The sequence below is a fragment of the Methanoregula boonei 6A8 genome (genome assembly GCF_000017625.1).
GTDB classification, from domain to species: Archaea; Halobacteriota; Methanomicrobia; order Methanomicrobiales; family Methanospirillaceae; genus Methanoregula; species Methanoregula boonei.
In genome coordinates, this window is record NC_009712.1 from 755,665 (window position 1) to 779,083 (window position 23,419).

25 protein-coding genes are annotated in these 23,419 nt (G+C 56.6%); 15 read left to right on the forward strand and 10 right to left on the reverse strand.

What is annotated here, in order from left to right:
- The first annotated feature begins 28 nt into the window (after positions 1 to 28).
- Positions 29 to 490: a GNAT family N-acetyltransferase gene (locus MBOO_RS04085; RefSeq protein ID WP_012106326.1), complete on the forward strand. Its 462-nt coding sequence runs from the start codon at positions 29 to 31 to the stop codon at positions 488 to 490.
- 49 nt (positions 491 to 539) lie between these two features.
- Here MBOO_RS04085 and MBOO_RS04090 read toward each other — a convergent pair whose 3' ends face one another.
- Positions 540 to 1,253, reverse strand: coding sequence for a hypothetical protein (locus MBOO_RS04090; RefSeq protein WP_157677590.1), 714 nt, complete (start codon positions 1,251 to 1,253; stop codon positions 540 to 542).
- Between the two features lie 14 nt (positions 1,254 to 1,267).
- Between MBOO_RS04090 and MBOO_RS04095 the strand changes: the two genes are divergently transcribed.
- On the forward strand, positions 1,268 to 1,519 hold the full coding sequence (locus tag MBOO_RS04095) for a hypothetical protein (RefSeq protein WP_052291891.1): 252 nt from the start codon (positions 1,268 to 1,270) through the stop codon (positions 1,517 to 1,519).
- A 163-nt stretch (positions 1,520 to 1,682) separates the two neighbouring features.
- On the opposite strand, the gene MBOO_RS04100 is transcribed toward MBOO_RS04095, so the two are convergent.
- Positions 1,683 to 3,368 (reverse strand): PKD domain-containing protein, encoded by a 1,686-nt coding sequence (locus MBOO_RS04100; protein ID WP_012106329.1) that lies wholly within the window; start codon positions 3,366 to 3,368, stop codon positions 1,683 to 1,685.
- 178 nt (positions 3,369 to 3,546) lie between these two features.
- Here MBOO_RS04100 and MBOO_RS04105 point away from each other — a divergent pair, with 178 nt between their 5' ends.
- Positions 3,547 to 3,882, forward strand: a complete 336-nt coding sequence (locus MBOO_RS04105) for a cupin domain-containing protein (protein ID WP_012106330.1) — start codon at positions 3,547 to 3,549, stop codon at positions 3,880 to 3,882.
- A 16-nt stretch (positions 3,883 to 3,898) separates the two neighbouring features.
- On the opposite strand, the gene MBOO_RS04110 is transcribed toward MBOO_RS04105, so the two are convergent.
- Complete coding sequence (locus tag MBOO_RS04110; RefSeq protein ID WP_052291892.1) at positions 3,899 to 4,150, reverse strand: ferredoxin; 252 nt, start codon at positions 4,148 to 4,150, stop codon at positions 3,899 to 3,901.
- 79 nt (positions 4,151 to 4,229) lie between these two features.
- Between MBOO_RS04110 and MBOO_RS04115 the strand changes: the two genes are divergently transcribed.
- From MBOO_RS04115 to MBOO_RS04145, 8 genes are all read left to right on the forward strand, one after another.
- On the forward strand, positions 4,230 to 6,692 hold the full coding sequence (locus MBOO_RS04115) for a heavy metal translocating P-type ATPase (RefSeq protein ID WP_012106331.1): 2,463 nt from the start codon (positions 4,230 to 4,232) through the stop codon (positions 6,690 to 6,692).
- A gap of 9 nt (positions 6,693 to 6,701) precedes the next feature.
- Positions 6,702 to 6,848, forward strand: a complete 147-nt coding sequence (locus MBOO_RS13365) for a YHS domain-containing protein (RefSeq protein WP_012106332.1) — start codon at positions 6,702 to 6,704, stop codon at positions 6,846 to 6,848.
- 175 nt (positions 6,849 to 7,023) lie between these two features.
- Positions 7,024 to 7,626 (forward strand): DUF2179 domain-containing protein, encoded by a 603-nt coding sequence (locus MBOO_RS04120; protein ID WP_048068591.1) that lies wholly within the window; start codon positions 7,024 to 7,026, stop codon positions 7,624 to 7,626.
- 146 nt (positions 7,627 to 7,772) lie between these two features.
- Positions 7,773 to 8,774, forward strand: a complete 1,002-nt coding sequence (locus tag MBOO_RS04125) for a hypothetical protein (RefSeq protein WP_012106334.1) — start codon at positions 7,773 to 7,775, stop codon at positions 8,772 to 8,774.
- 31 nt (positions 8,775 to 8,805) lie between these two features.
- On the forward strand, positions 8,806 to 9,288 hold the full coding sequence (locus tag MBOO_RS04130; protein ID WP_232385626.1) for a tetratricopeptide repeat protein: 483 nt from the start codon (positions 8,806 to 8,808) through the stop codon (positions 9,286 to 9,288).
- Positions 9,289 to 9,418: 130 nt separating this feature from the next.
- Entirely contained in the window at positions 9,419 to 9,907 is a 489-nt protein-coding gene (locus MBOO_RS04135) for a ferritin (RefSeq protein ID WP_012106336.1), read from the forward strand.
- A 54-nt stretch (positions 9,908 to 9,961) separates the two neighbouring features.
- Entirely contained in the window at positions 9,962 to 11,338 is a 1,377-nt protein-coding gene (locus MBOO_RS04140) for a response regulator (RefSeq protein ID WP_012106337.1), read from the forward strand.
- A gap of 61 nt (positions 11,339 to 11,399) precedes the next feature.
- Entirely contained in the window at positions 11,400 to 12,506 is a 1,107-nt protein-coding gene (locus MBOO_RS04145; protein ID WP_012106338.1) for a DUF362 domain-containing protein, read from the forward strand.
- Between the two features lie 589 nt (positions 12,507 to 13,095).
- Here MBOO_RS04145 and MBOO_RS04150 read toward each other — a convergent pair.
- Positions 13,096 to 14,034, reverse strand: coding sequence for a hypothetical protein (locus tag MBOO_RS04150; protein WP_012106339.1), 939 nt, complete (start codon positions 14,032 to 14,034; stop codon positions 13,096 to 13,098).
- A gap of 126 nt (positions 14,035 to 14,160) precedes the next feature.
- On the opposite strand from MBOO_RS04150, the gene MBOO_RS04155 reads away from it, so the two are divergent.
- Positions 14,161 to 14,373, forward strand: coding sequence for a hypothetical protein (locus MBOO_RS04155; RefSeq protein ID WP_048068275.1), 213 nt, complete (start codon positions 14,161 to 14,163; stop codon positions 14,371 to 14,373).
- A 194-nt stretch (positions 14,374 to 14,567) separates the two neighbouring features.
- Here the strand turns inward: MBOO_RS04155 and MBOO_RS14055 are convergent, their stop codons facing one another.
- Complete coding sequence (locus MBOO_RS14055; protein ID WP_198324448.1) at positions 14,568 to 14,714, reverse strand: hypothetical protein; 147 nt, start codon at positions 14,712 to 14,714, stop codon at positions 14,568 to 14,570.
- Between the two features lie 38 nt (positions 14,715 to 14,752).
- Here MBOO_RS14055 and MBOO_RS04160 point away from each other — a divergent pair, with 38 nt between their 5' ends.
- A complete protein-coding gene (locus MBOO_RS04160; protein WP_012106340.1) occupies positions 14,753 to 15,574 on the forward strand; it encodes an META domain-containing protein in 822 nt (273 codons plus the stop codon).
- A 39-nt stretch (positions 15,575 to 15,613) separates the two neighbouring features.
- Here the strand turns inward: MBOO_RS04160 and MBOO_RS04165 are convergent, their stop codons facing one another.
- On the reverse strand, positions 15,614 to 15,919 hold the full coding sequence (locus MBOO_RS04165) for a hypothetical protein (RefSeq protein ID WP_012106341.1): 306 nt from the start codon (positions 15,917 to 15,919) through the stop codon (positions 15,614 to 15,616).
- 551 nt (positions 15,920 to 16,470) lie between these two features.
- On the opposite strand from MBOO_RS04165, the gene MBOO_RS04175 reads away from it, so the two are divergent.
- A complete protein-coding gene (locus tag MBOO_RS04175; protein WP_012106343.1) occupies positions 16,471 to 16,668 on the forward strand; it encodes a type II toxin-antitoxin system HicA family toxin in 198 nt (65 codons plus the stop codon).
- Complete coding sequence (locus tag MBOO_RS04180) at positions 16,668 to 16,910, forward strand: type II toxin-antitoxin system HicB family antitoxin (RefSeq protein WP_012106344.1); 243 nt, start codon at positions 16,668 to 16,670, stop codon at positions 16,908 to 16,910. The genes MBOO_RS04175 and MBOO_RS04180 overlap by 1 nt, the downstream gene beginning before the upstream one ends.
- A gap of 112 nt (positions 16,911 to 17,022) precedes the next feature.
- Here the strand turns inward: MBOO_RS04180 and MBOO_RS04185 are convergent, their stop codons facing one another.
- From MBOO_RS04185 to MBOO_RS04200, 4 genes are all read right to left on the reverse strand, one after another.
- Positions 17,023 to 18,216 (reverse strand): ArsB/NhaD family transporter, encoded by a 1,194-nt coding sequence (locus MBOO_RS04185; protein WP_012106345.1) that lies wholly within the window; start codon positions 18,214 to 18,216, stop codon positions 17,023 to 17,025.
- 104 nt (positions 18,217 to 18,320) lie between these two features.
- Positions 18,321 to 19,001, reverse strand: a complete 681-nt coding sequence (locus tag MBOO_RS04190) for a 2,5-diamino-6-(ribosylamino)-4(3H)-pyrimidinone 5'-phosphate reductase (protein ID WP_012106346.1) — start codon at positions 18,999 to 19,001, stop codon at positions 18,321 to 18,323.
- A 59-nt stretch (positions 19,002 to 19,060) separates the two neighbouring features.
- Positions 19,061 to 21,055 carry a monovalent cation:proton antiporter family protein gene (locus MBOO_RS04195; RefSeq protein WP_012106347.1) on the reverse strand — a complete coding sequence of 665 codons (1,995 nt, stop codon included), beginning with the start codon at positions 21,053 to 21,055 and terminating at the stop codon, positions 19,061 to 19,063.
- Positions 21,056 to 21,156: 101 nt separating this feature from the next.
- Positions 21,157 to 23,157, reverse strand: a complete 2,001-nt coding sequence (locus MBOO_RS04200; protein WP_012106348.1) for a cation:proton antiporter domain-containing protein — start codon at positions 23,155 to 23,157, stop codon at positions 21,157 to 21,159.
- Positions 23,158 to 23,419: the final 262 nt, after the last annotated feature.

Genomic DNA, 23,419 nt, shown 5'->3' on the forward strand with positions numbered 1-23,419 from the left:
TGCCCTCTCCACCTACCGTACCTGTACCATGACCGCGATCGTGCGCCGGGCCACACCAGCCGATATCGGCCCGATCCTCGCGCTTGGCACCGCCGACCCGGCCTTTGGCGTGAGCCCCCGGATCCGGTTCTACGAGCGTGAGGAACTGGCGGAATGGATCGCAGAGCCGGGCGAAAATTTCCTGCTGGTAATCGGTGATGCCGGGGAGATCTGCGGGTTTTGCTTTGCAAAACGCATGTCCTCCCACTGGGCGTACCTGGACAACTTCTATGTCCGGCCCGGTGTGCGCGGCCACGGACACGGGCGGCTCCTGATGCAGGCACTTCTTGACCTGCTACAGGGGGAAAAGATCGCGTACCTGTCCACGCTTGTGGCAGAATCGGACCCTTTTCTTGCAGAGTATTTCCGGGCAGGGGGCATGACCCCGGAAAAGAAGTACGTCTGGCTGGAGCGGTTCGTGGGCGACAAAACCTCCGGCACTTCCCCCTGAATGTAGGATGCCGATCCCCGTTTTACCCGGTCACGGCACCTTCGGTCTGTTACGGGGTCACTGAGACATTTTCCACGGTCAGGTTCCAGGTGTCGGGCTCGACCGCGTATGAGGGCCAGTCATTGAAGACATAATTGTCCATCTCCATGACAAAACCCGCGGTCCCGTGCGGGGTGAGGTTCACCGTGGCATAGGCTACGGCCTTGGGTTGGCCGGGCAGGGAATGGGCGCCGTACATTTCGCCCTTCATGACAACCGTCAGCGGATAAGAAGAAAGAGAATCAATCACCCCCGAAAGCGTGATATTTCCTGTTGTGACTACTCCGGCGGTATCGCGGGAGAGCGCAAAGACCTGGTAATTGATGCCATACACATAGATGGAGGATAGTGTTGGCGGAGGGATGGGTTTGGTGGTCAGGGTGGCAACCGGCCCGGTGACTGTCACGCTCCTCTCCGTTGTTGCAGCAGGTACAGGAAGTGTGGTGCCGGTTGTCACCACCGGGGAAGCAGACGCCGTGGCATTAACTCCTTCTGGAACGGTTGTCTGTTCCGTACTATTTCCCGTGGGCGTGGTACCGGTGCACCCTGCCGCAAGGAGCACGAGGAGGACAAGAACCCCGGACAGGAAACAGGAGAGGTACCGGTTCATCATACTCTTCTGGTTCACCGGACAGGCAAAAGGGTTGCGGTTGCGAAGGGATCCCGCCGGGCCTGTACCGGTCCGGTACGTGGCGAATGCACATGAATGTATATACAGGAACATACCGTACTCCATCCATGGCACCGTACATGATGTATCATCATACCCAGTCGTTTGCCGGGCCGGTCCTTTTGATCGGGCTCTGGGTAATCCAGCTGCTCATCGCATTCCTGCTCTACCGGGATGCAAAAGAGCAGAAGATGCTTGCGCCGGTCTGGACGATCTTTGCGATCATTCCCTTCTTTGGGTACCTGACCGATCTTCTTTACCTGATCATCCGGGAGATCCGGGCGCCCCGGGGAACGGCAAACCCGCCTGCATCCCTCTGATATTCGGGGGGGGCGGTCTCCCTTTTTCCTTTTTAGTGTAGCCACCGGAAAAAGACCGTGCGTTCTTTTCTTTTTTTGTTCCCGTTACCGCAGAAGATCCTGTCGTATGCTGCGATGGTGGATCAGCGCGGGACGCTCATGAATATTCCCGCGAAAAAAAGGTTTAACGTTTCTTCTGCTGCCGTGCGAGGAGGACAAGGGCCCCGGCACCCAGCAGTGCACCCAGGGAAAGTAGTGTGGGAACGGGCGATTTTTTGGTCGTGGGGACCGGTGCAGGAACAAGCGTTGCCTGGACCTTCACGGTCTCGCCGTTCCCGGGCCACTGCGTGAGGCTTGTGGTATACGGGATATAGCCGGTGCTCTCGACCCGGACGGTCTGGACAGGTGTTCCTGTAGTTGACACGGTCACATAGAGTACGCCGCTCGTGACATTTCCTTCATAGGCATTGTCGAAATATACCGGGGCGCCGTTCACGTTTGCGTACACCGCGATTATCCCCTGGCCGGAGCCAACGGGTTGCGGGGACGGATAGAACGCCGGGGAATAAAACGAGACCCGGCCGGCGCTTGTCGTTATCCGCTGCACATCATCGGAGTACCCACTCAGCGTGGCCTTGAGCGTGTAGGTGCCGGGGGAAAGACCCGTGATGGTGAGCGGGGAGACACCCTGGTATACGCCGTTTAGATAAATCGCTGCGCCGTCCGGGGTCGACTGCGCAAAGATTGCGCCGGTATTTGCCGGATTGGGCAGGGACTGGAGGACCGGCGAGTAACTGGTAGTCTGGCCCGAAGTAACCGTGATGGTCCGGGAGTCTGCGGCATAGCCGCTCAGGTAGGCCATGACCGAGTACGTGCCGGGGAGCAGGTTGTTGATCGTGCGCGGCGAGGTCCCGTACGATACCCCGTTCACGTAGATGGTTGCCCCGGCAGGGGATGACTGGGCGTAGATGGAGCCGAGCGTTCCCGGCGGGTTGGGCGAGGGCTGGAGGGACGGGTAATATCCGGTGGTCTGGCCGGAGTATACCGTGATCGTGCGCACATCGGTTGTGTAGCCGCTCATGTAGGCCATAACCGAATAGGTGCCCGCAAAAAGGTTGTTGATGGTGACCGGCGCAGTCCCGTAACTATCGCCGTTTACGTAGATCGTAGCCCCGTACGGGACGGACTGGGCATAGATCGCGCCGTTGCTCATTACCTGCCCGTTCACCGTAACAATATCATACTGGGTGATCGTATCCGAGCCGTACTGGTTGCTTGCAGTCAGGGTCACCGTGTATGTGCCCGGGTCTGTATAGGTGTGGGCTGGTGAGGCAGTCGTACCTGCACTGGAACCATCGCCAAAGTCCCAGTACCACATGGTCGGGCTGTTAATGGATGTGTCCGTGAACTGGACGGTAAGCGGTCCGTTACCGGAGGTAGGAGAGGCCGTAAAACTGGCAACCGGCGCGTACGGCCCCGGGACCGGTGAGGTGGTCTCAGCCGTTGTGACAGTATCCGTCGGCATTACCGTAGGTACAGAAGTTTCCTCGGTCGTTGGAGCGAGGGTTGGCGTCTCTGTGGTCGGCACAGTGGTCTCTTCAGTTGTGGGCGCTATCGTTGGATTCTCGGTTGGTTGCGTGGTCACTTCAGTTGTAGGAGCAATGGTCGGCTCCTCGGTTGGCACCGTGACCGGCTCCATCGTGGGCTCGGTCGTGGTGTCGGTACCGGATATGTCCGAGGCTCTTAACGCCGTAATACCGGATGCCCCGGAAGAGAGGGTGGCAGTCCCGGCCTGTGACTCTGCGGTTGCAAACGGCAGGCAGAGAAGACAGAGCAGGAGTACCAGGGAAAGAATAGTACTGTATTTCATTCAATCATCCTGTGAGAAAGAGAAGTCCGTCTCTCCCTCTTATATAATTCGCGGTTTATCCGGGGAAAAAACCGGAATACACGGTCGGATAGAGGATGCCGGGCCAGACCGCGGGCAGATATTAAAACGGCAGCACTATCATGTCCCGAAAACATACCCGGTGATTAAGTGACCTGACATGACCGGTACGGGAAGGGAAGATCTCAGGGAAAAAGTGCTTGCCGTAAACGACCTTGTTGCGTACCAGCCCGGCACGGTGGCAAGCCGGATGATCGTGTTTAAAAAAGCCGGCACCATCACCGCGTTCTCCTTTGCCGCAGGAGAGGGGCTCTCCGAGCACACCGCCCCGTACGACGCGGTGCTGATGGTAACTGATGGTGTGGCAGACGTACAGATCGCCGGCACCCCCTTCACGGTAAAGGCCGGGGAGCTGATCATTCTCCCGGCAAACAAGCCGCACGCGGTGTATGCGCACGGGCAGTTTAAGATGCTCCTGACCATGATCCGCGAATAAGCCGCGTTTTTTCTCTTTACTCTTCGACTGTGATGATGGACGAGGGACAGAGATCGGCTGCGTCGTGTGCGCAGTCCATGCCTTCGGGAAGTTCGATGCTTGCCCCCGGGTCTCCCTTTTCCTGGTATTCGGGCACAATCTGGGAGAACGAGTCCTTCTCATTCTGTACAAAGAGCGCGGGGCAGGCCTCCCAGCACGAACCACAGCTCACGCACTGCATCCGGTCGATGGTGACTTTCATGGATATCCCCTTTTGGATATCCTGCATGTTGGCGTGCTCTCTAATAAACATTCCACCCGTACCCTCGTGCCATTTTCATAACCGTTATATCTCCTCAAAAAGAGAGATGCAGGCAGGAACAAACGGGGGTTCTTTTCCCGTGGCGGACAAGAAGAACGCGGAACTCAAAATCACCGGGATGCACTGTGCCATGTGTGCTGCAGGGGTTGAAGAGGCACTTGCAAACGTCAAAGAGGTCAAAAAGGCGCAGGTGAACTTTGCAACCGAGACCGCCCGGGTGGAGTTCGATCCGGACGTGGTCTCGATCCACGAACTCGAAAAGGCCGTGCGTGACGCGGGATACGATGTAACCAACCGCGAGGTGACGATCCGGATCGGGGGGATGATGTGTGCCACCTGCGTCCAGACCATCGAGGCAGCGCTCGCAGCGCTGCCCGGGGTTGTTTCGGCAAATGTCAACCTGGCAAACGAGCAGGCCTATGTCACCTATAATGCATCGCTTTCCGGGATCGCGGAGATGAGGCACGCGATCGAGGACGCAGGCTACCAGTACCTCGGGATCGCAGGGGAGGTAAGCGACGAGGCCGAAAAGGCGGCACGGGATGCCGACCTCCATGACAAACTGCTCCGGTTCTCCCTTGGGTTTGCCGTATCCATCCCGCTCATGATCCTGATGTGGGTGCCCATTGGGATCCCTATGCAGATCCTCGCGTACGGGATGCTTGTGGTCTCTACCCCGGTCTTTGTGTACGTGGCAGCCCCGATCTTCCGGGCAGCATGGGGTTCGCTCAAAAACCGGGTCCTCTCCATGGACGTAATGTACGCGATGGGCACCGGTGTTGCTTTTGTCGCAAGCGTGATGGGTACGTTCTCGATCGTTCTGACGAGCGACTACATGTTCTACGACACCGCGATCATGCTTGCCGCGTTTTTGATGCTCGGGCGGTACCTCGAGGCCCGGGCCAAGGGCCGGACCTCGGAAGCGATAAAGAAACTCGCCGGCCTCCAGGCAAAGACGGCGACCGTGATCCGCGAGGGAAAAGAAGTCGAGGTGGCGATCGCGGACCTGGCGGTCGGCGATCTCGTGGTGGTAAAACCCGGCAGCCGGATCCCGGTGGACGGCGAGGTGGTATCCGGCGAGAGCTACGTGGACGAGTCGATGATCACCGGTGAACCGGTTCAGCCCTTAAAAACAAAGGGAAGCAAAGTTGTCGGCGGCACGATCAGCACCAATGGCGTCCTCTCGGTAAAAGCTGCCCGGATCGGGCAGGACACGGTGCTTGCGCAGATCATCCGCCTTGTGGAGGAAGCGCAGGGGTCAAAGCCGCCTGTGCAGCGCGTCGCCGACGTTGCGGTCACGTACTTTATCCCGGTAGTTCTCCTCATCGCGGCCTCTGCGTTTGTCGTGTGGTACTTCGTGCTCCACGCAACCCTCCTGCTTGCCCTCACGGCGCTCATCTCGGTGCTTGTGATCGCCTGCCCCTGTGCGCTGGGCCTTGCCACCCCCACCGCAGTTACCGTCGGGGTCGGGCGCGGGGCAGAACTGGGGATCCTGATACGGAACGGCGAAGCGCTCGAAACCGCAGAGAAAGTGACCACGGTAATCTTCGATAAGACCGGCACGCTCACGAAGGGAAAGCCGGAGGTGACCGATCTGGTAGCCACCGGGGTAACCCGGGAGACGCTCCTCTCCCTTGCCGCATCGGTGGAGAAGAACTCGGCCCATCCGCTTGCGCAGGCCGTGGTCCGGGCCGCAGAGCAGCGGCATGTTGCCCTTGAACCGGCAGAGAAGTTCGATACGATCGGGGGCAGGGGAGTCATGGCCGAAGTGCTGGGCGAGCCGGTGATTGTGGGCAACCGGGCCCTGATGCAGGACCGGGGCATTGCAGTGCCGGCCGATCTTGAGGCCCGGATCAGCGCGTTCGAGCAGGACGGAAAGACAGTCGTGCTCGTGGCCTCCTCCGGCGGGCTTGCCGGGGCGATTGCAATCGCCGACACCCTCAAGGAGACAAGCACAGAGGCGGTCCGGCGCTTTAAGGCGCACGGCCTTTCAACCCTGATGGTGACCGGGGATAATCCGCGGACGGCAGAGGCCATTGCCCGTATGGTCGGTATCGACCGGGTGGTGGCAGGAGTACTGCCGGATCAGAAAGCAGCCGAGGTAAAGGCCCTGCAGGCCAAAGGCGAGGTCGTTGCCTTTGTGGGTGACGGGATCAATGATGCCCCGGCGCTTGCGCATGCCGACGTGGGGATTGCAATCGGGAGCGGGACCGATGTGGCCCTCGAGAGCGGGGAGATCGTGCTTGTGCGTGACGACCTGCTTGATGCGGTGGCGGCGCTGGAACTCTCGAAAAAAGTGATGGGAAGGATCCGGGGAAACATCTTCTGGGCCTTTGCCTACAATGCCGCACTCATACCGGTAGGGGCCGGCATCCTCTACCCTTTTACCGGCTACATGTTCCGCCCGGAGCTTGCCGCCCTTGCCATGGCCGCAAGCTCGGTCACTGTTGTTACCCTCTCACTCCTCCTCAAAGGGTATATACCGGAAGCAAAGAAGATCGATCATTAGGAGAAAGGCATGGCAATCGACCCGATCTGCGGTATGACCGTCGATGAGAAGACGGCGAAATTTACCCGTGACTACAAGGGGAAGAAGTACTATTTCTGCGCCCCGGGCTGCAGGAAGAAGTTCGATAGTGACCCTGCGAAGTACGCGGGTGTGTAAAGGAAAAAAACCGGGCGCGTCCCTCCGCGCGATCGCCCCGATCTTACCAGATCTCTCTTTTTTGGCCGGATTTCCCCGTAATCTTGATATAGAAACGACGGCATAAATTGTGCAATTTAACCCCGGCCCCCCGGCGGGGTTTCATGCACCCCCGGCAAAACAGAAGGCATGTACCGTGACGTTCTTCCTCTTCACACCCGATATTTTAAACTACATCGTCCTGCCGGTGCTCATCTTCCTTGCCCAGATCGCAAACGTCTGCATGGAGACGCTGCGGATCGTCTTCCTGTCCAAGGGCATGAAGTACCTTGCCCCGGTGATCGCGTTCTTTGAGATCATCATCTGGCTGCTGGCGATTGTCGGGGTCCTCAACAACCTCTCCAATATCGCGTACTTCCTTGCGTACGCGTTTGGGTTTGCCCTTGGGACCTACGTGGGCCTGGTCATAGAGGAGAAACTCTCGATTGGCATGGTGATCATGCGCATCATCACCACCGATGGGAGCGGGGACGGGATCACTGAATACCTCCAGCAGGAGAACTATGGTACTACCTGCCTGGATGCCAAGGGGGCCCGTGGCGGCGTAAAGATGATCATCTCACTGGTAAACCGCGACGATGTCCCGCGGATCACCCGGCATATCGAGGAGACAAATCCCGGGGCGTTCTTCTCCATCGAGGACGTGCGCTACGTCAACCAGGGGGTATTCCGGCCCAAAAAACAGAACCCCTTCACCGGCTTTATCCACACCCTTGCCCGGCCCCGGAAAAGGGTATAACCGGAACGTGCGTGTGCTTCTGCTTTTTTTCCCTGCGGTCACGATCCCAATCTTTTTCCCTCTTTAAATAAGACTCCCTTTCAGAGAGGTATGTGAGACCGCATGGGGTTGCAGTGCCGTTTTTGGGCCATGGCTGGTGAGGGCGCATGAAGACCAATATGCCGCTCACAAAACCCATCCGGCGGTTCATTGCCGAGACCGAGCGGCTGCTTGACACCGAGATTACCCTGCTGCGCAAACCTGAAGCTCCCCCGGGGGGGACGCTCCTTGATGTCTATACCTACAAAAACCTGGACAAAAATATCATCATCTTCCCGGCAAATTACATCGGGCTTTTAAAAGATTTTGTCATCGCCAAACAGTGCACCCACCTGAGGGTCAAGGGGGCGGCGGCAAAGACGGGGGGATACCATGTCCTCTCCTATACCCCGGATACGGTCTATGCCGGCATACGCCAGGTGTACCTGGACGCGCTCAAGGATGAGGCAAAGAAGGACAAGAAGCTGCCGGTGAACAAGCTCCTCGGGATGCTCTTTATCCTGTACCGCCAGTTCCACGAGGATATCAACGAGCTGCCCTGGAATCCGATCGTGAACGCCCGGATCTACCACCGTATGGAGCAGCTGAGAAAAACCCAGCTCTATATCCTCTTAAAGGACGGGAAGGCGGACATGGACGAGATGATCGACATGGAAGAGATCGTCCCAAGGCGCTACTTTGTGCTGGACAAGTCCATGTTCTATGCCCGGGACTTCTACCTGGCAAAGACGCTTCCTGCCGACAAGCTCATGCCGGTGGTAAACATTCCCCAGATGAAAAAGTTCGACCACCTGGAGGTAAAAGAGATGCTCACCACCCGCTGGACGCACACGGCCTGGTACCAGTCCAAGGTCTTTGGTGACAACATGCTCACGATCATGGAAAAGCACCTCGCCGTGGACTGGGGGGCCGAACCCACGCTCGAATACTACGGGAACCTGTACAAGGTAGGGGTGAACCTGACCAATGCCCTGCTTGCCTATATGACGATGAAGGACTGGTTTATCTGGGAGAAGCCCCAACACCTGCTTGATGCAGAGCAGCAGGCAGTCACGTACGAGAAGGCTGCGCTCAGGAAGATCTTCGGCGATTTAATCGAAGACCAGTGATCATGACAGACCCCTGCGATACCTGGAAAAAATGCAGTCCCCAAGGGAGGACCGGATGCCGGTAAGCGAAGTTCCCCGCATCTTAAAGCGGGCAGAGCAGTACGTAAAGCAGACCAAGTTCAAGGAGGCCCTTGCACTGTACGACCAGGCGATCCGGCTCGAACCCAAAAACCCCGAGGGCTGGAGCCAGCGTGCAGGAGCAAAGATCGAGATGGAGCGCTATGCAGAGGCAGTAACGGACTGCGACCAGGCGCTTCTCCTCAACCCCAACCACTCCGATGCATGGGCAAGAAAAGCCCTTGCCCTCTCCCAGCTTGAACAGTTTGTCCCGGCCCTTGCCGCCGCCATCCGGGCCACCACCCTCAATGCGAACGACGCCACCGCGTGGTATGTGAAGGGGATCTGCCTTGAGGAGACGGGAAAGAGCGAGGAGGCGGAGATCGCGTACGCAAAATCGCTCGAACTGGAGATCCTTCTCGACATCAAGGCCGAGAAAGACCGGGTCGGAAGATAACAAAAAGCCGATCCCTTTTTTTCCGGTGAAATGCCCGCCGGCCTTCCCGGTCCTTTCCGTGGATTGTTGCCCGCTGAGATACCCTTATTTAAATCCACACCAATCTCAAGCGCATACAGGAGATTTTCGTATGTTGTCCAGAACCCTGGAAGAAGCACTGAACCGCCAGATAAACCGCGAACTTTACTCCTCGTACCTCTACCTGGGAATGGCCGCTTATTTCGAATCGGTCAACCTCAAGGGATTTGCAAGCTGGATGCTTGTGCAGTCCAACGAGGAACGGGGCCATGCCATGAAGTTCTACGACTACGTCTATGCACGCCAGGGCAAGGTTGTCCTTGATGCCATAGAGGCTCCAAAGTCAAAATGGACCTCCTCCGGCAAGGTCTTTGAAGAGGTGTATGCCCACGAGCAGAAGGTGACCGGCCTCATCAATAACCTGGTCGAGCTTGCCACAAAGGAAAAGGACCATGCAACGTTTGAGTTCCTCCAGTGGTTTGTAAAAGAACAGGTTGAAGAGGAAGCAAATGCGGCCCTGATCGTTGATAAGATCAAGACCCTTGGAGATATTCCCGGCCACCTCTTCTACCTTGACCATGAGCTTTCCAAGCGGAAGTGACAGGGACATCCTTTTTTATCTTTTGCAGTCATATCAACGACATAACGGTCTGACATGCTCTCCGTGCTGATTATCGACGACGAGGAAGAAGTTCTCTCCGTCACCCGGATGTTTTTGGAACGGTTCGGCGACATGAAGGTGGTGACCTCGGGATCTGCAAAAGACTCCCTTTCCCTCTTAAACAACCAGACCTTTGATGCGATCATTGTTGATTACGATATGCCCGAGATCAACGGGATCGAGTTTTTAAAAATCCTCCGCTCCAAGGGGGATGCGACACCTGTTATCATCTTTACCGGGGTAGGCCGGGAATATGCAGCCATCGAGGCGCTCAACAACGGCGCGAACTTCTACTTAAAAAAAGGCGAGGAGATCCAGCCCCAGCTCCGCGAAATGGTTCATATGATCCGGCGGGCAGTTGAGGGAAAGGTGGTGGGAAAGGGCATTGGCACTACCCAGAAGATCTTAAGCGACGCAGTCCGGTTTATCTCCGAACCTGCATTTGCCCTGGACCGCGACGGCAAGGTGATCGCCTGGAACCATAGTATGGAGATGTTCTCGGGGGTTGCCGCGGCAGACATGGTGGGTAAAGGGGATCGCGTGTATGCCGTTCCCTTCTTTGGCCGCAAAGTGCCGCTTCTTGTTGACATGGTTTTTGAGGATGAACATGTTATCCGGAAGAACAACTTCTCCATTATCTCAAAGGAGGAAGGCACGATCCTTGCCTGGGCAAAGGCGCCGGCAAAGGAGGGTGGCGAGCGGATCCTCTGGATGAAGGCCACGCCCCTGTACGACGGGCGGGGGATCTTTGTGGGGATCATCGGGGCCATCCGCGATATCACCCATTCCGTGGGTACCGATCTCCTCCTCCAGAAAGAAGAAGAGAGTTCCGGGAAGGTGGAGAAGGTGGATGTCCCCACCGGGCAGGGCAAGATGTTTGACCGGCTGCTCGGGAAGTCCAAATCCAACTACCAGGAGGGGCTCCGGCTCTATTACCGGGAGGGGAAGTACGAGGAGGCGATTGCTGCCTTTGACCGGGCACTCGAGATCGAGCCCTCGCATGCATGGGCCTGGCACGACCGGGGAGTCTGCCTGAGGGCTCTGGAGAGAAACGAGGATGCCCTTGCTTCCATCTCAAAGGCGCTCGAACTCTCCCCGTCCGATGAGGAGATCCTCTTTACCTGCGGAGCAACCCTCCAGAAACTGGGAATCCTCCGGGACGACAACCAGATCCTCTCGGCGGCAGTCGACGCCTACAACCAGCTGCTGGACAAGAACCCGTCCGATGCCGATGCCTGGAACAACATGGGGATCTGCGTCCAGGCCATGGGCCGGGACGATCTCTCCCGGCAGTACTTTGAGCGGGCAAAGGATCTCCGGCGCTATAATAAGGAGAAGATCCGCCGGCGCAATCTGGAATCCCTGGTCTGACCTTCGGGAACGAATGGTAGATATGCGGCAGAAACAATGATCGATCCGGGAGAATCCGGATATGACAAGCAGGGTCTGGTTTGCAAGCCTCCGGGCGCGGTCGCCCGAGGACAGTACCGAGGCAAAGGTCAGGAAGCTCTTTGAGACTGCCGGCCTTGCGGCATGTATAGAGCCGCGTGACAAAACGGCCATCAAGCTCCATTTCGGGGAGAAGGGCAATGACTCGTACATCAGCCCGGTTTTTGTCCGCCAGATTGTCGATAAGGTAAAGGCCGCAGGCGCCCTGCCGTTTGTGACGGATACAAATACGCTCTATCTTGGGAGCCGTTCAAACGCGGTGGACCACATCACGACTGCGATCCTCCATGGCTTCGATTACGCGGTGGTCGGGGCGCCGGTGATCATTGCCGATGGCCTTACCGGGAAGAACATGGCCCATGTGGCGATCAACAAGAAGCATTTCAAGACGGTTACGCTTGCCGGGGATATTGTCGCGGCAGACAGCATGATCGTCATGACGCATTTCAAGGGTCACGAGGTGGCCGGCTTTGGCGGGGCCATCAAGAACCTGGCCATGGGCTGCGCACCACCGGCGGGCAAACGGGCCCAGCACCAGGCAAAGCCGTTTTCCATGCCCGCGGTCTGTACCGGGTGCGGGAAGTGTACCGAGGTATGCCCGAAATCGGCGATCACCCTCAGGAACAAGAAATCGGTGATCGATAAGGACCTCTGCATCGGGTGCTTCGAGTGCATGACGGTCTGCCCGGTGCACGCGATCGAGGTGGACTGGGAGACCGAGATCCCGCTCTTTACAGAACGGATGGTCGAGTACGCCTATGGGGCGGTGCAGGGGAAGGCCGGGAAGATCGGGTACATCAGCTTCCTGACCCGGATTACGCCGGACTGCGACTGTGTGCCCTGGAGCGATGCGTCCATTGTCCCGGACATCGGTATCCTGGCCTCAAAAGATCCGGTGGCGATAGATGCGGCAGCCTGCGATCTGGTCAACCAGCAGCCGGGCTTTAAAGAGTCCCTCCTTGCCCGGCACCACCACCCGGGCGAGGACAAGTTCAGTGGCCTGCGGCCGAACACGGATGGTCCGCGCCAGTTGCGGTACGCAGAGGAACTTGGTCTTGGCACCCGGGACTACGAGCTGGTCCGGCTCTGAGATCCGGAACCAGTTTTCCCTAATTTTTCGCATAAAGCAAGAGATCCTTTAGTATCCCGGGAGGGTCGGGGCAACCTATTTTGAGATTGATCGGTCTGACCGGTTTTTTTGCGGAGCGCTAAGTGGGGAGGGGGAGGCTACCTTTGACTCATGCCGCAGGGGGCCGCCTCGATCATTTTTGAAATTTGCCGGTCCGACCGGTTTTGAAAACGATCGGACCGATCACCATGTTCCGTCTGAAGATTTAGTGGAAGCACAGGCTGTGATACTGGAATACATGGGGTCACCCTGACCGATTTTAAAATTGATCGGGACGATCATTTTTTTTGCAAAGCGCTAAATGGGGGGCAGGGGGGTTTTGTAATTTTTTAAAGGGGGTGGGTGCTGATCTTTTTGGGAATGTTGAGCTGCTGAGCCGGACATTTCCGGAAATATTTGGCCAAGCCGGTTTGATCTGGATTGGTTGATAGGGAGATCGTGGGGGCTATCTCCCCCACATCCCCACGAACGAGAAGATCCGCCCCCCCCACGGCGAAAGAGTGCACTTCTGATATTCACTTGCCCCACAGTCTGAAGAATCCTGTTTTATTCAATATCTCCGGGTTGTAATGAGGGTAATTGCCAAGAGTCCGATTACGGTTATCACGCCTGAAAATCCTGAAGCATTTGTCGTGGCTGGCGGGATTCTTGTTGTCGCGGTTGAAGGGGGAGCAATTACCGGTGTTGGGAGTTCCATGGCTGTTATTGTTGTTGGAGTGTAATTTGAAATTTTTTCATTTGCCGCAGGAAGAAGAGTAAATCCAATTGTTTTCGATGCAACGTGATTGATACCCACGACTGCGTAGTATTCTCCCTCTTCAAGATTCTCAGTAGTGTTCGTAGCGTTTACCGACCACCGGATTATTCCCGACGATTCCTGGGTGGTTGACAAATCCGACATTCCCGGGGCAATTATCATGAGATTATCAGGGTTGGACTTTGAGTAGATCCAACCCACCCAGAGGTCTGATAATGGCAGGTTCGTAGTACCGCTTATATAAAAAATCCCCCCGGCATACCGGGTTCCGATAGGATCGATGGTGAAGTATGCGTCTGGCGGAACAGATAACGTAAAACTCTTAGAATCATTTACTTCTCCATCTTTTGTGCTTTCAGAGACAAGATAATCGCCAACAATGAACTCTGAAGTATTTATCGTGAAATACGTTTTATTCAAAAATCCTTCGCCTTCTGCGACGTATATCGTCTCGGTCATCCCAGATGTGGGTCCACAGCCACTGTGTGAACAGGGCGACCAATCGTCATAGTACACAGCAGCAGTAATCGCGGTACCAACCTCAAGGTTTGTGGTACCATTGACCGTGAAGGGGGTTCCCCCAAAGTATTGGTTTTCAACCGGATCCAGATAAATGCGGTTTGTCCCATTGGGAAATGACATATTGCTCCCAAGAGTAAGTTCTGCGCCTGAGGGGATAATCAGCAGAAAAAAAATAAGGATTGTTAAAATGGAAGATCGTATCCAGTCCATTAGATTTTCCCTTTTTATCCTCAATCCATTAAAGCTTGTTATCTGGAGGTGCAGTTAGGGCAAATCTCCAAAAAAGCCAGCATCCCGCTCTCCGGATGCTCTCCCTGACCCACAGGTGGCGACAGGATGGCAGATCTCATGCATTTTCCAGAAAAAACCGGGCTGTTTTTCCCGCCCGAAAACCCCCTTTATTTTTCGGCCGTATTGCCCTTTTGGGCATGCCCGAAGGGCTGGATGACCTTTGGGAACCTTCTGTTTTTCACGCTGAAGGAAAGGCCGCTAAATTGCACGGTCTTTTCCTCATTAAAATGGCTTATTTCCAAAAATAACGGTTTTTAAAAGGAATTTTACCGGGTGTTGGCACAATTTCCCCAGGAACATCCGGGAGATTGTTCCGGCCCGGAAACCCTCCGTCGGAGAATCGATCATGGGAGACTGTAGGTCCAGACCGGGCCCTCCTTTATACGCGGGGTCTGCCCGGGTACGGGGGTACCTGCCGGGCGTGCGGGTTTTGTGTAATCGTCAGGTCCCCGCTATTCGAGCCTGCCCACGGACAGATCATGGATCCGGAGCCGCTGCCATTCCCCTTCCGGTACAGTCATCTCGAACCGGGTGCCTTTTCCCGGTTCGCCGGTCTCGGCGATCGTTATGCCGGTGATAGCAAGGATTTCCTTATTCAAGGGAATGAATATAATGTCCCCGAGTACAGGACTCTTGCATGCAAGCGATGATGAAACGAACGCGGACCGGATTTTTTGCCCTTGCAGGAAGCACGATCTTCCTTGCGCTTCTTCTTCTGGCAGCAGGATGCACCAGCCAGGCACCGGCAGTCCAGCTCAACGGCACGGAATGGACGCTTGTCCAGTACTCGCAGAATGCAACGCCCGTTATGGCCCTTGCCGGTAACCCGGTCACCCTCACCTTTGGCAATGACGGGAATCTCGCCGGATCTGCCGGGTGCAACCGTTACTTTGCCTCGTGGCAGGTTTCGGGCAGCTCGCTTACCATCGGTCAGGCCGGGTCAACCATGATGTACTGCGGCGAGCCCGGCGTAATGGATCAGGAAAGCGCCTACCTTGGCCTGCTGCCAGAAGCAGGATCCTTTGCCATAAACAGCGACCGCCTCGTCATCTCGGACAAATCGGGGAATGCCATCCTCACATTTGCAAAAACCATCACTCCTGCCTCTCTTCCGCTCGTCGGGACGAACTGGACTCTCTCATCAATCCAAACTCGCGATGCGTCATCTTCGGTTATTGCAGGCAGCCAGGTCACTGCAGTTTTCGATGCCAGCGGGAAAATGACAGGATCGGCCGGATGCAACAACTATTTCGCCGGATATACGGTACGTGGGGCATCCCTGACGATCAGTGGTATCGGGTCCACACGGATGATGTGCCATGACCAGGGTATCATGAGCCAGGAATCCGCGTACCTGGCGGCCCTTGAATCGGTCCAGGGGTACCAGATCAATGGCAGCTCGCTTGTTCTTACCGATAACAACAGTTCATCCCTCCTGACCTTCAGCGGTCAGCAATAATTTTTTGCCGGACGTACAGCCCGGGTGACCGGGCGATAATTACTGTGCCGGGGAATCTGCGCAGGAGGCATTACACGTTTTCCATTCGTTCTGGCAGGGGATCTCCCGGAACAGTGATTTGTGGGGATTACTTCTCATGCAGATTTGGTAATACGTTGAACAGGTATGATAGCATTGGTCGGAGAAAAGTGCTGCCACCCCGGTCGGGGGGGAAATCCCGGAGTTATCCTTTGCACTATTTTCTTGTGCATAATCGATGCCGGCGATGAGACTTCCCAAAACCGCCAGACAAACCAGTACAAGAACGAGACGGACAGAGAAACTATCTCCGGATTCAGGTTTCATGGATCAGTCTCCACTTCTGGTAATTCGTTTTACTTCTCTTTTATGCGGCACTATACAATTATTGGGTTTTGCTTAAAAATTCCCCACTACCTGGAAATTCAGGATTCTTTACGTAAACTTCAGGGCCCCTGCACGGTGGGGCGAGTGGAAGTGTCCCGCATGCCGCGCCGCGGGGGGATGGGCACCAGCCCCCGTTATTACTTCGAGCGGATTATCCAAGAGAACAAGGGGTGAAACGATGATTTTGTGGCGGGCATTTGTATCCTATCCTGTGAGGGCACTTTTCTCATCTCTCTACACCACCCCCAGGCACACCGCATAAATCCCTGCCTGCACCAGTGTCAGGGGCATGCCGATCTTCATAAACTCCATAAACGTCAGAGTCTCCCCCCGGCTTTCGGCCTGCTGGATGATGATTACGTTGCTTGCAGCACCGAGGATCGTGAGATTCCACGGGGGAAACCATTTGATACGGCTTGCTCTATCTGTAAAAAGGCATACCAATTTAAGACTAAGGTAACCCATCTGTTATTGTACTCAAAATACGCGTGATGAAGATTCGAAAGCTGATCAAACTTATCGAATCCGATGGCTGGAGTCTCCATCGCCAGAGCGGGGATCAGCAACAGTTCAGGCATCCTGTAAAGCCGGGTCTGGTGACAATATCGGGACACCCTGACGATGAAGTAAGACCCGGCACGTTAAACAGCGTGTTAAAACAAGCTCAGATCAAAAGGGAGGATACATAATGGTATCATATACCGTCATCATCGAAACCGGGAAACACAACTGTTCTGCGTACTGCCCGGATCTTCCCGGGGTAATCGCTACCGGGCGCACCCAGGAAGAAACCTTTGAGAATATGAAATCTGCAATAACGTTCCATCTTGAAGGACTGCTTGAAGACAATCAGGAGATTCCAACCCCGGTATCAAAAGCAAAAACCATTCGTATTTCCCGTAAGCATCTCTGCGAGACCGTGCCGGCATAATTCTTTTTCCTGTTGTCCGGCTGTCGGTAATTTCAGGAAGCACAACGGCATTATTGATTCAATTTTGTTCCCCAGGGTTCCTTTTTGAACCAACTGTGGAGCATTATCCCTTTTACACCACCCCCAGGCACACCGCATATATCCCCACCTGTATTAGTGTCAGGGGCACGCCGATCTTCATAAATTCCATAAACGTCAGTGTTTCCCCCCGGCTTTCGGCCTGCTGGATGATGATCACGTTGCTTGCAGCACCGAGGATCGTAACGTTGCCCGCAATCGTGCTCCCGGCAGCAAGCGCCATGAGCCGGGTGGTCCCGCCCCCTGCCTGGAGGATGAGGGGCGTAAAGAGGGCGACAAAAGGTACGTTCGAGATGAACTGGCTGAGGATAATGCTTGTCGCAAGGATTGTGGGGACCGAGGTCACTCCTGCGGTGCCGGCGAGCGACTGGAAAAACCCGGTCTCCCAGACTGCGGCCATCAGGACAAACATCGCGGCAAAGAAAACGAGCGTGCACCAGTCGATGGATTTGAGCACTGCGATCCGTTGTGAGGAGAAGAGAATGACAGGGAGTGCAGCGGCAATCCCAATGAGCGGCAGGGGGAGGGCAATCGCGCCGGTCAGGAGTGATGCGGCAATGTTTGCGCCGGAAAGAATGAGGAGGACTGCAAGCGAGCATTTCACGATCCGGGAAAGGGCGGGGTCCGACTCCGGCGCAGGGTCAGCGCCGGCCTCTTTATCCAGCAGACTGGACCAGCCTTTCCGGTAAAAGAAAAAAAGGATCAGCCACGCAGCGGCAAGGGACAGGATCGTTGGCAGGAGGAGGTGGGAGGCAAAGGTGACAAACGGTGCGCCCATCCCGCTGTCAAGGGCCACGAGCAGGTTCTGCGGGTTTCCTATCGGGCTTGCCACGCTCCCGGTGGTGATGGCAAAGGCAAGGGCAAGGAGCAGGAGCTTTGCCGGGAGACGGCACCGGGTGGCAAGCCCGAGTACAAGTGGTGTGCCGATGATGGCAAGGGTATCGTTCATGAGCAGTGCAGAGAGGAGCCCGAAACCAAAGATCACAAAAAAGAGGAGTTGGCCCGGTGTGCGGGCGTGCCGGAAGAGCTGGCGGGCAAGAAGATCGAGGTACCCGCTCCGCGAGAGTGCCTCTCCCACGACAAACATGCCGAAGAGAAAGACCATCACATCGATGTTGATTGCGGCAAGGGCGTCAGCAGGGGCGATCTGGCCAAGGATGAGGACTGCCAGTGCTCCGCCGAGCATGACCTGCCAGATACGCCAGGAGAACCGGCCCACCTGCCGCACGGCAATCAGGAGAAAAACCGCAGCAAGGACGATGATTGCAAGATACGTAGCAGATCATTTCCTGTGCCGGGGAAAATAAGCCTTGGTTTTGGGAAGGCGGAGGATCAGGTCCGTTTTACCATCCAGTGGAGGAGCACTCCATCGTCAATCCGGGTCACATCCGCAAGCACGAGCCGGGCGAAATCCGATTCCCGGATCCAGCCCCCGCCATCGGCAAGTGTCGGTGCGTCTTTCCCGCCGATCACGATACTCCCGATGTAGGTGTAGATCTCGTCTGCGAGACCGGCCCGGATAAACCCGGCGATCAGTGTTCCTCCGCCCTCCACCATCAGGCTCCGGATGCCCATTTGCCCCAGTTCGTCAAGCACCCGGGAGAGATCCACCTCGTCTTTCCCGGCAGTAATGACCGCTGCCTTTGCCCGGAGCGCTTCTACCTTTGCCGGGTCGGCCCGCTCTGAGACCGCGATGACCCGCAGCCCGTCTCCCTTGACAAGGATCGAAGCATCCGGCGGTGTCCGTGCCCTGCCGTCGATCACAACCCGGACCGGGTGCTCCGGCCTCCCCTCACGCTGCCGTTCCGCCCTGAGATCCGGGCTTTTTACCGTGAGCGACGGGTCGTCGGCAAGCACAGTCCCGATCCCGACTGCCACCGCATCGCACCCGGCCTTGAGCCGGTCCACCCGGGCAAAGTCCTCGTTCCCGGAGATCTTCACCTGCCGGCGTTCGCGGGTCGAGAGCTTCCCGTCCGCGCTCATTGCCACGTTCACGATAACCCGGGGGCGCATATCGTATTAACGTCTGGCACCCGGCGTACTTATATTCCCCTGTTTACGGTAAAGGGCGACTAGTGCGGGGCCGAAAAGAGGGGGATGATCTTTCCCGCGAGCTCATCAGTGATAAAAAAGACAAACGTGTCGCCCACTTCAAGGCGCAGGCCGGGATCGGGCGTGCTAAAACGCAGCGTCCCCCGGCGAAACCCGTATTCCCGGATGCCAAAGCGCTCCCGTAGGCCAAGTTCGTTAATTGTCATTCCTGCCACCGCAGACCCCTCCTCCACGAGCACGGTGTGGACATGGGTGGCCCTAAAGAGCGTCTCGAAGTTCTGCACCCTGCGCTGCTGGGTGGGATCGGCGCACCGGGTAAAAAGGGCGGTTCCCAGCCGCTTTGACCGCTCGATGATCCTCGTGACTTCTTCATCAGGGATCTGGTAGCGCTTAAGGGCGCGGGTGAAGATCTCAAGGGCCGCTTCGAACTCCTCCGAGATCACCTCGTCGGCCCCGAGGTCGAGCAGGTGCTGGGCATTTCTCACATGCCGGGTCCGGGCAAGGATATGCACGGTCTGGTTGAGGTTGCGGGCCGCACGGATGATCCGGGGGATTGCATCCTCTTCGGACACCGTTACAATCAGCGTCCGTGCGTGTTGTATCCCGGCATGTTCGAGCACCTCTTCCTGCACCGCATCACCGAAAATAAAGTTGGGGCGGTACGGGGAGCGCTCCTGCCGGATGATCTCGGGGTTGAGCTCGATGACCATGTAGGGGATGCCGGCAAGGGTTGCTGCCCGGGCCACGCTTTTCCCGGTGATCCCGTAGCCGGCAATAATGATGTGGTTTGACAGGTTCTCCGTGGGTGAGATCTCGTCAGTTGCCGCAAACTTTGCCTGGGTCTTTCGCTTCGGGAAGAGCTGGTAGAAGAGGTCAACTGCCCACGGGGATGCCCGCATGGCAAAAGGCGTGAACGCCATGGTTACGATTGCACCCGCAAGGAAGACCTGGTACACCGGCTCTGCAATGACCCCGGCATCCCGCCCGGTCCCGGCAAGGACAAAGGAGAACTCCCCTATCTGGGCAAGGGCAAGGCCGGTAAAGATGCAGACCCGGGCCGGCATCCCCAGTACCGCGGCAGAGAAGGAACCGGTCAGGATCTTGACAAGGAAGATCCCAAGGATGGTAACTATGACGAAATAGAAGTTATCGATCATGGTGCCCGTGTTCAAAAGCATCCCAATCGAGAGAAAGAAGATGGCAGCAAAGACATCCCGGAACGGGATGATGTGGCCCAGGGCATCGATATTGTAATCCGATTCCCCGATAATCAGGCCGGCGATGAATGCCCCAAGCGTAAACGAGAGGCCGGCTTCACTGGTGAGCCACGCGATGACCAGGCAGATCCCGGCAATGGTAAAGAGGAAGAGCTCGCGGCTGCGCTCCTTTGCCACCCGGAAGAGGAACCGGGGAATAAGCCAGTACCCAAGAACGACGATAATAAGGAAGATCAGGGCGATCTTTGCAATTTCGTAGGGGGCCTCGGCCAGGTCAAAGCCCGAGCTGTTCCCGGAAAGGAGCGGCACAATTAGCATCATCGGGATGATGGCAAGGTCCTGGCAGATCAGGATCCCAAGAAGTGTGCGTCCCTGGAGCGTGTCCACCTCGCCTTTTTCCTGGAGGATCTTCATTACGATTGCGGTACTGGAGAGCGAGACAATGAACCCAAACAGCAGCGCCTCGTTAAAGGGCATCTGGAATGCAAGGTTGATCGCGGTTGTTGCAACAATGGTTGTGCAGATCTGGACAAGGCCCCCGATGATAACGGCACGCCACGAGCGCAGGAAGGACTGGAACGAGAACTCTAACCCGATGGTAAAGAGCAGGAGCACAATGCCGATCTCGCCCAGCGTTGCAATGAAAGTCTGGTCGGTGATAAGCGCAAGCCCGAAGGGTCCGGCAACCATCCCGATCACAAGGAAACTCACAATGCTTGGCAGGCCAAACCGGTGGCCCCAGTACAAAAGGACGACGGACAAAACGATGACAGCAACGGCGGCAAGCATAAAGTCCATCAGAGAACACCCGCGATCCCGGACATGGGATAGATAGGTACCGTCAGGAGAAGTATTATAATTTCCGGGAAAATCTCCCCTTTATGACGGTGCTCGCCGGTTCAGGCCGTTTTTGCCGGGCCGGCCACAAGGGGCCGGAACCGGCTGATGTTGGTCTCGCTGCCGTAAAGGATGAGGACATCCCCGGGCAGTACGATGAGGTCGGGATGGGGGGAGGTCACTGATGCTGCCCCGCGGCGGATGGCAAGGATCCCTACCCCCCGGGTATTCCAGGGGTCCAGCTGCCGCAGGGTTTTTCCCACCGAGGGCGCACCGGCCCCGACCTCGAGCGTATGGATGTGGAGGTCGCCAAACGCTCTTTCGGGATCCTGATTACCCGAGGGCAGGGGGTCGTGCGCCCGGGAAAACATCCGGTAACCGTTTCCCCGGACCACCTTGGTGAGGGTGTCGATATCGCTCTCGGGAAGGGTGTATTTGGCAAGCACCCGGGAGAAGATCCGTACCGAAGTCTCAAACTCCTCCGGGATCACTTCGTCTGCCCCAAGATCCAGGAGCTGGCGTACATCGTTGACATGGCGCGTGCGGACAACGATGTAGATCGAGGGCGCCATCTCCCGGGCCAGATGGATGATCCCGGGGACCACGTTCTGTTCCGAAATGACCACGACGAGTGCCCGGGCCCGCTCTATGCCGGCGTATTCAAGGATCTCCCGATGGGTGGCGTCCCCGAAGATGATCTCATGGTGGGTGTCAGCAGCGCGTTCCCGTGCAACCACATCCGGATCCATGTCAATAGCATTGTAGGGGATGCCAAGGATCTCGGCGGCCCGGGCAACGCTTTTGCCGGTCATCCCATACCCGACAATAACGATATGGCCAGAGAGTTCCTCGGGAGCGGGCCCTGATGCGTCCTTCCGGGGATCCGGCCGTTTGATCCGGTCGGGGAAGAGGCGGTACAGCAGGTTGGTTACCGGGAATGCCATATTCATGGTAAACGGCGTAAGTGCCATCGTAATGATAGCCGCGGCAAGGAAGAACTGGTACGGCCCGGGCCCCATCAGGTTTGAGTCCACGCCATTTTTTGCCAGCACAAACGAGAACTCCCCGATCTGGGCAAGCGCAAGGCCAACAAAGATCGAGACGCGGGTCGGCATTCCAAGAATTGCCGAAGCAACCGATCCGGTCAGTACTTTTGCGACAAGGATGATCGCAAGAAGGGTTATGACGATCGAGAGCTGCGACAGGATAACACTGGTATCAAGGAGCATCCCGATCGAGATAAAGAAGATGGCGGCAAAGACATCGCGGAACGGGATGATGTTGCTGACTGCATCGATGCTGAACTCGGATTCCCCGATAATAAGGCCGGCCATGAACGCGCCAAGGGAATACGAAAGACCGGCGGCGTTCGTGAGCCAGGCAACGGCAAAACAGATCCCGGCGATGGTAAAAACAAAAAGTTCGCGGTTCTTCTGTCGTGCCACACGGTACATGACCCACGGTACCACCCAGTGAGCAGAGACTATCAGGATCGCGAGAATGGCGATGACTTTTATGATCTCAAAGGGGAGGGATGCCGTGGAGATACTGCTGCCCATCAGGACAGGGGTCAGGAGGAGCATCGGGATGACGGCAAGGTCCTGGAAGATCAGGATCCCAAGGAGCGTCCTTCCCGGGACCGTCTCGACTTCCCCGCGATCCTGGAGGATCTTCATGACAATAGCGGTACTGGAGAGCGAGACCAGGAACCCAAAAAAGATTGCCTCGGTGAACATGACACCGTTAATCATGTGCAGGATCAGGGCTGCAACAACAATGGTCGTGCAGACCTGGAATGCCCCGCCGATCACGACAACCCGCCATGCCTTGAGCAGCCGTTCGAAGGAGAACTCTAAGCCAATGGTAAAAAGCAGGAGGATGACCCCGATCTCGCCGATCGTCTCAATCGTGGACTGATCGCTTACAATCGAGAGCGCGTAGGGGCCGGCAAGCATGCCGATAACAAGAAAACAGACAATACTTGGAATCTTGAACCGCCGGCCCAGAAAGAGGAGTGCGACAGTCAGGATCCCCAGACAGACAACGGCCAGAATTACATCCATGGTGATTATTCCTTACTGTGGGTTCTTCCGCGGTGCTCACCGGGCCGGTTGCATGGGTGACCACCATTCGGCCTGTTCCCCACCGGCACGCTCGCGGTATTGACAGATACACATCACCGTCCCGTATCAATATATATTGACCACATCCTCCCGGGAAAAACATGGTCCCGGAAACCGGATATTTGAACCGCAAAGTTCACCACATCCGGAACCGGTGCAGCCCGGGGTTTACCGGGACTGGCTACGTGCAGGTTGCCCTCCC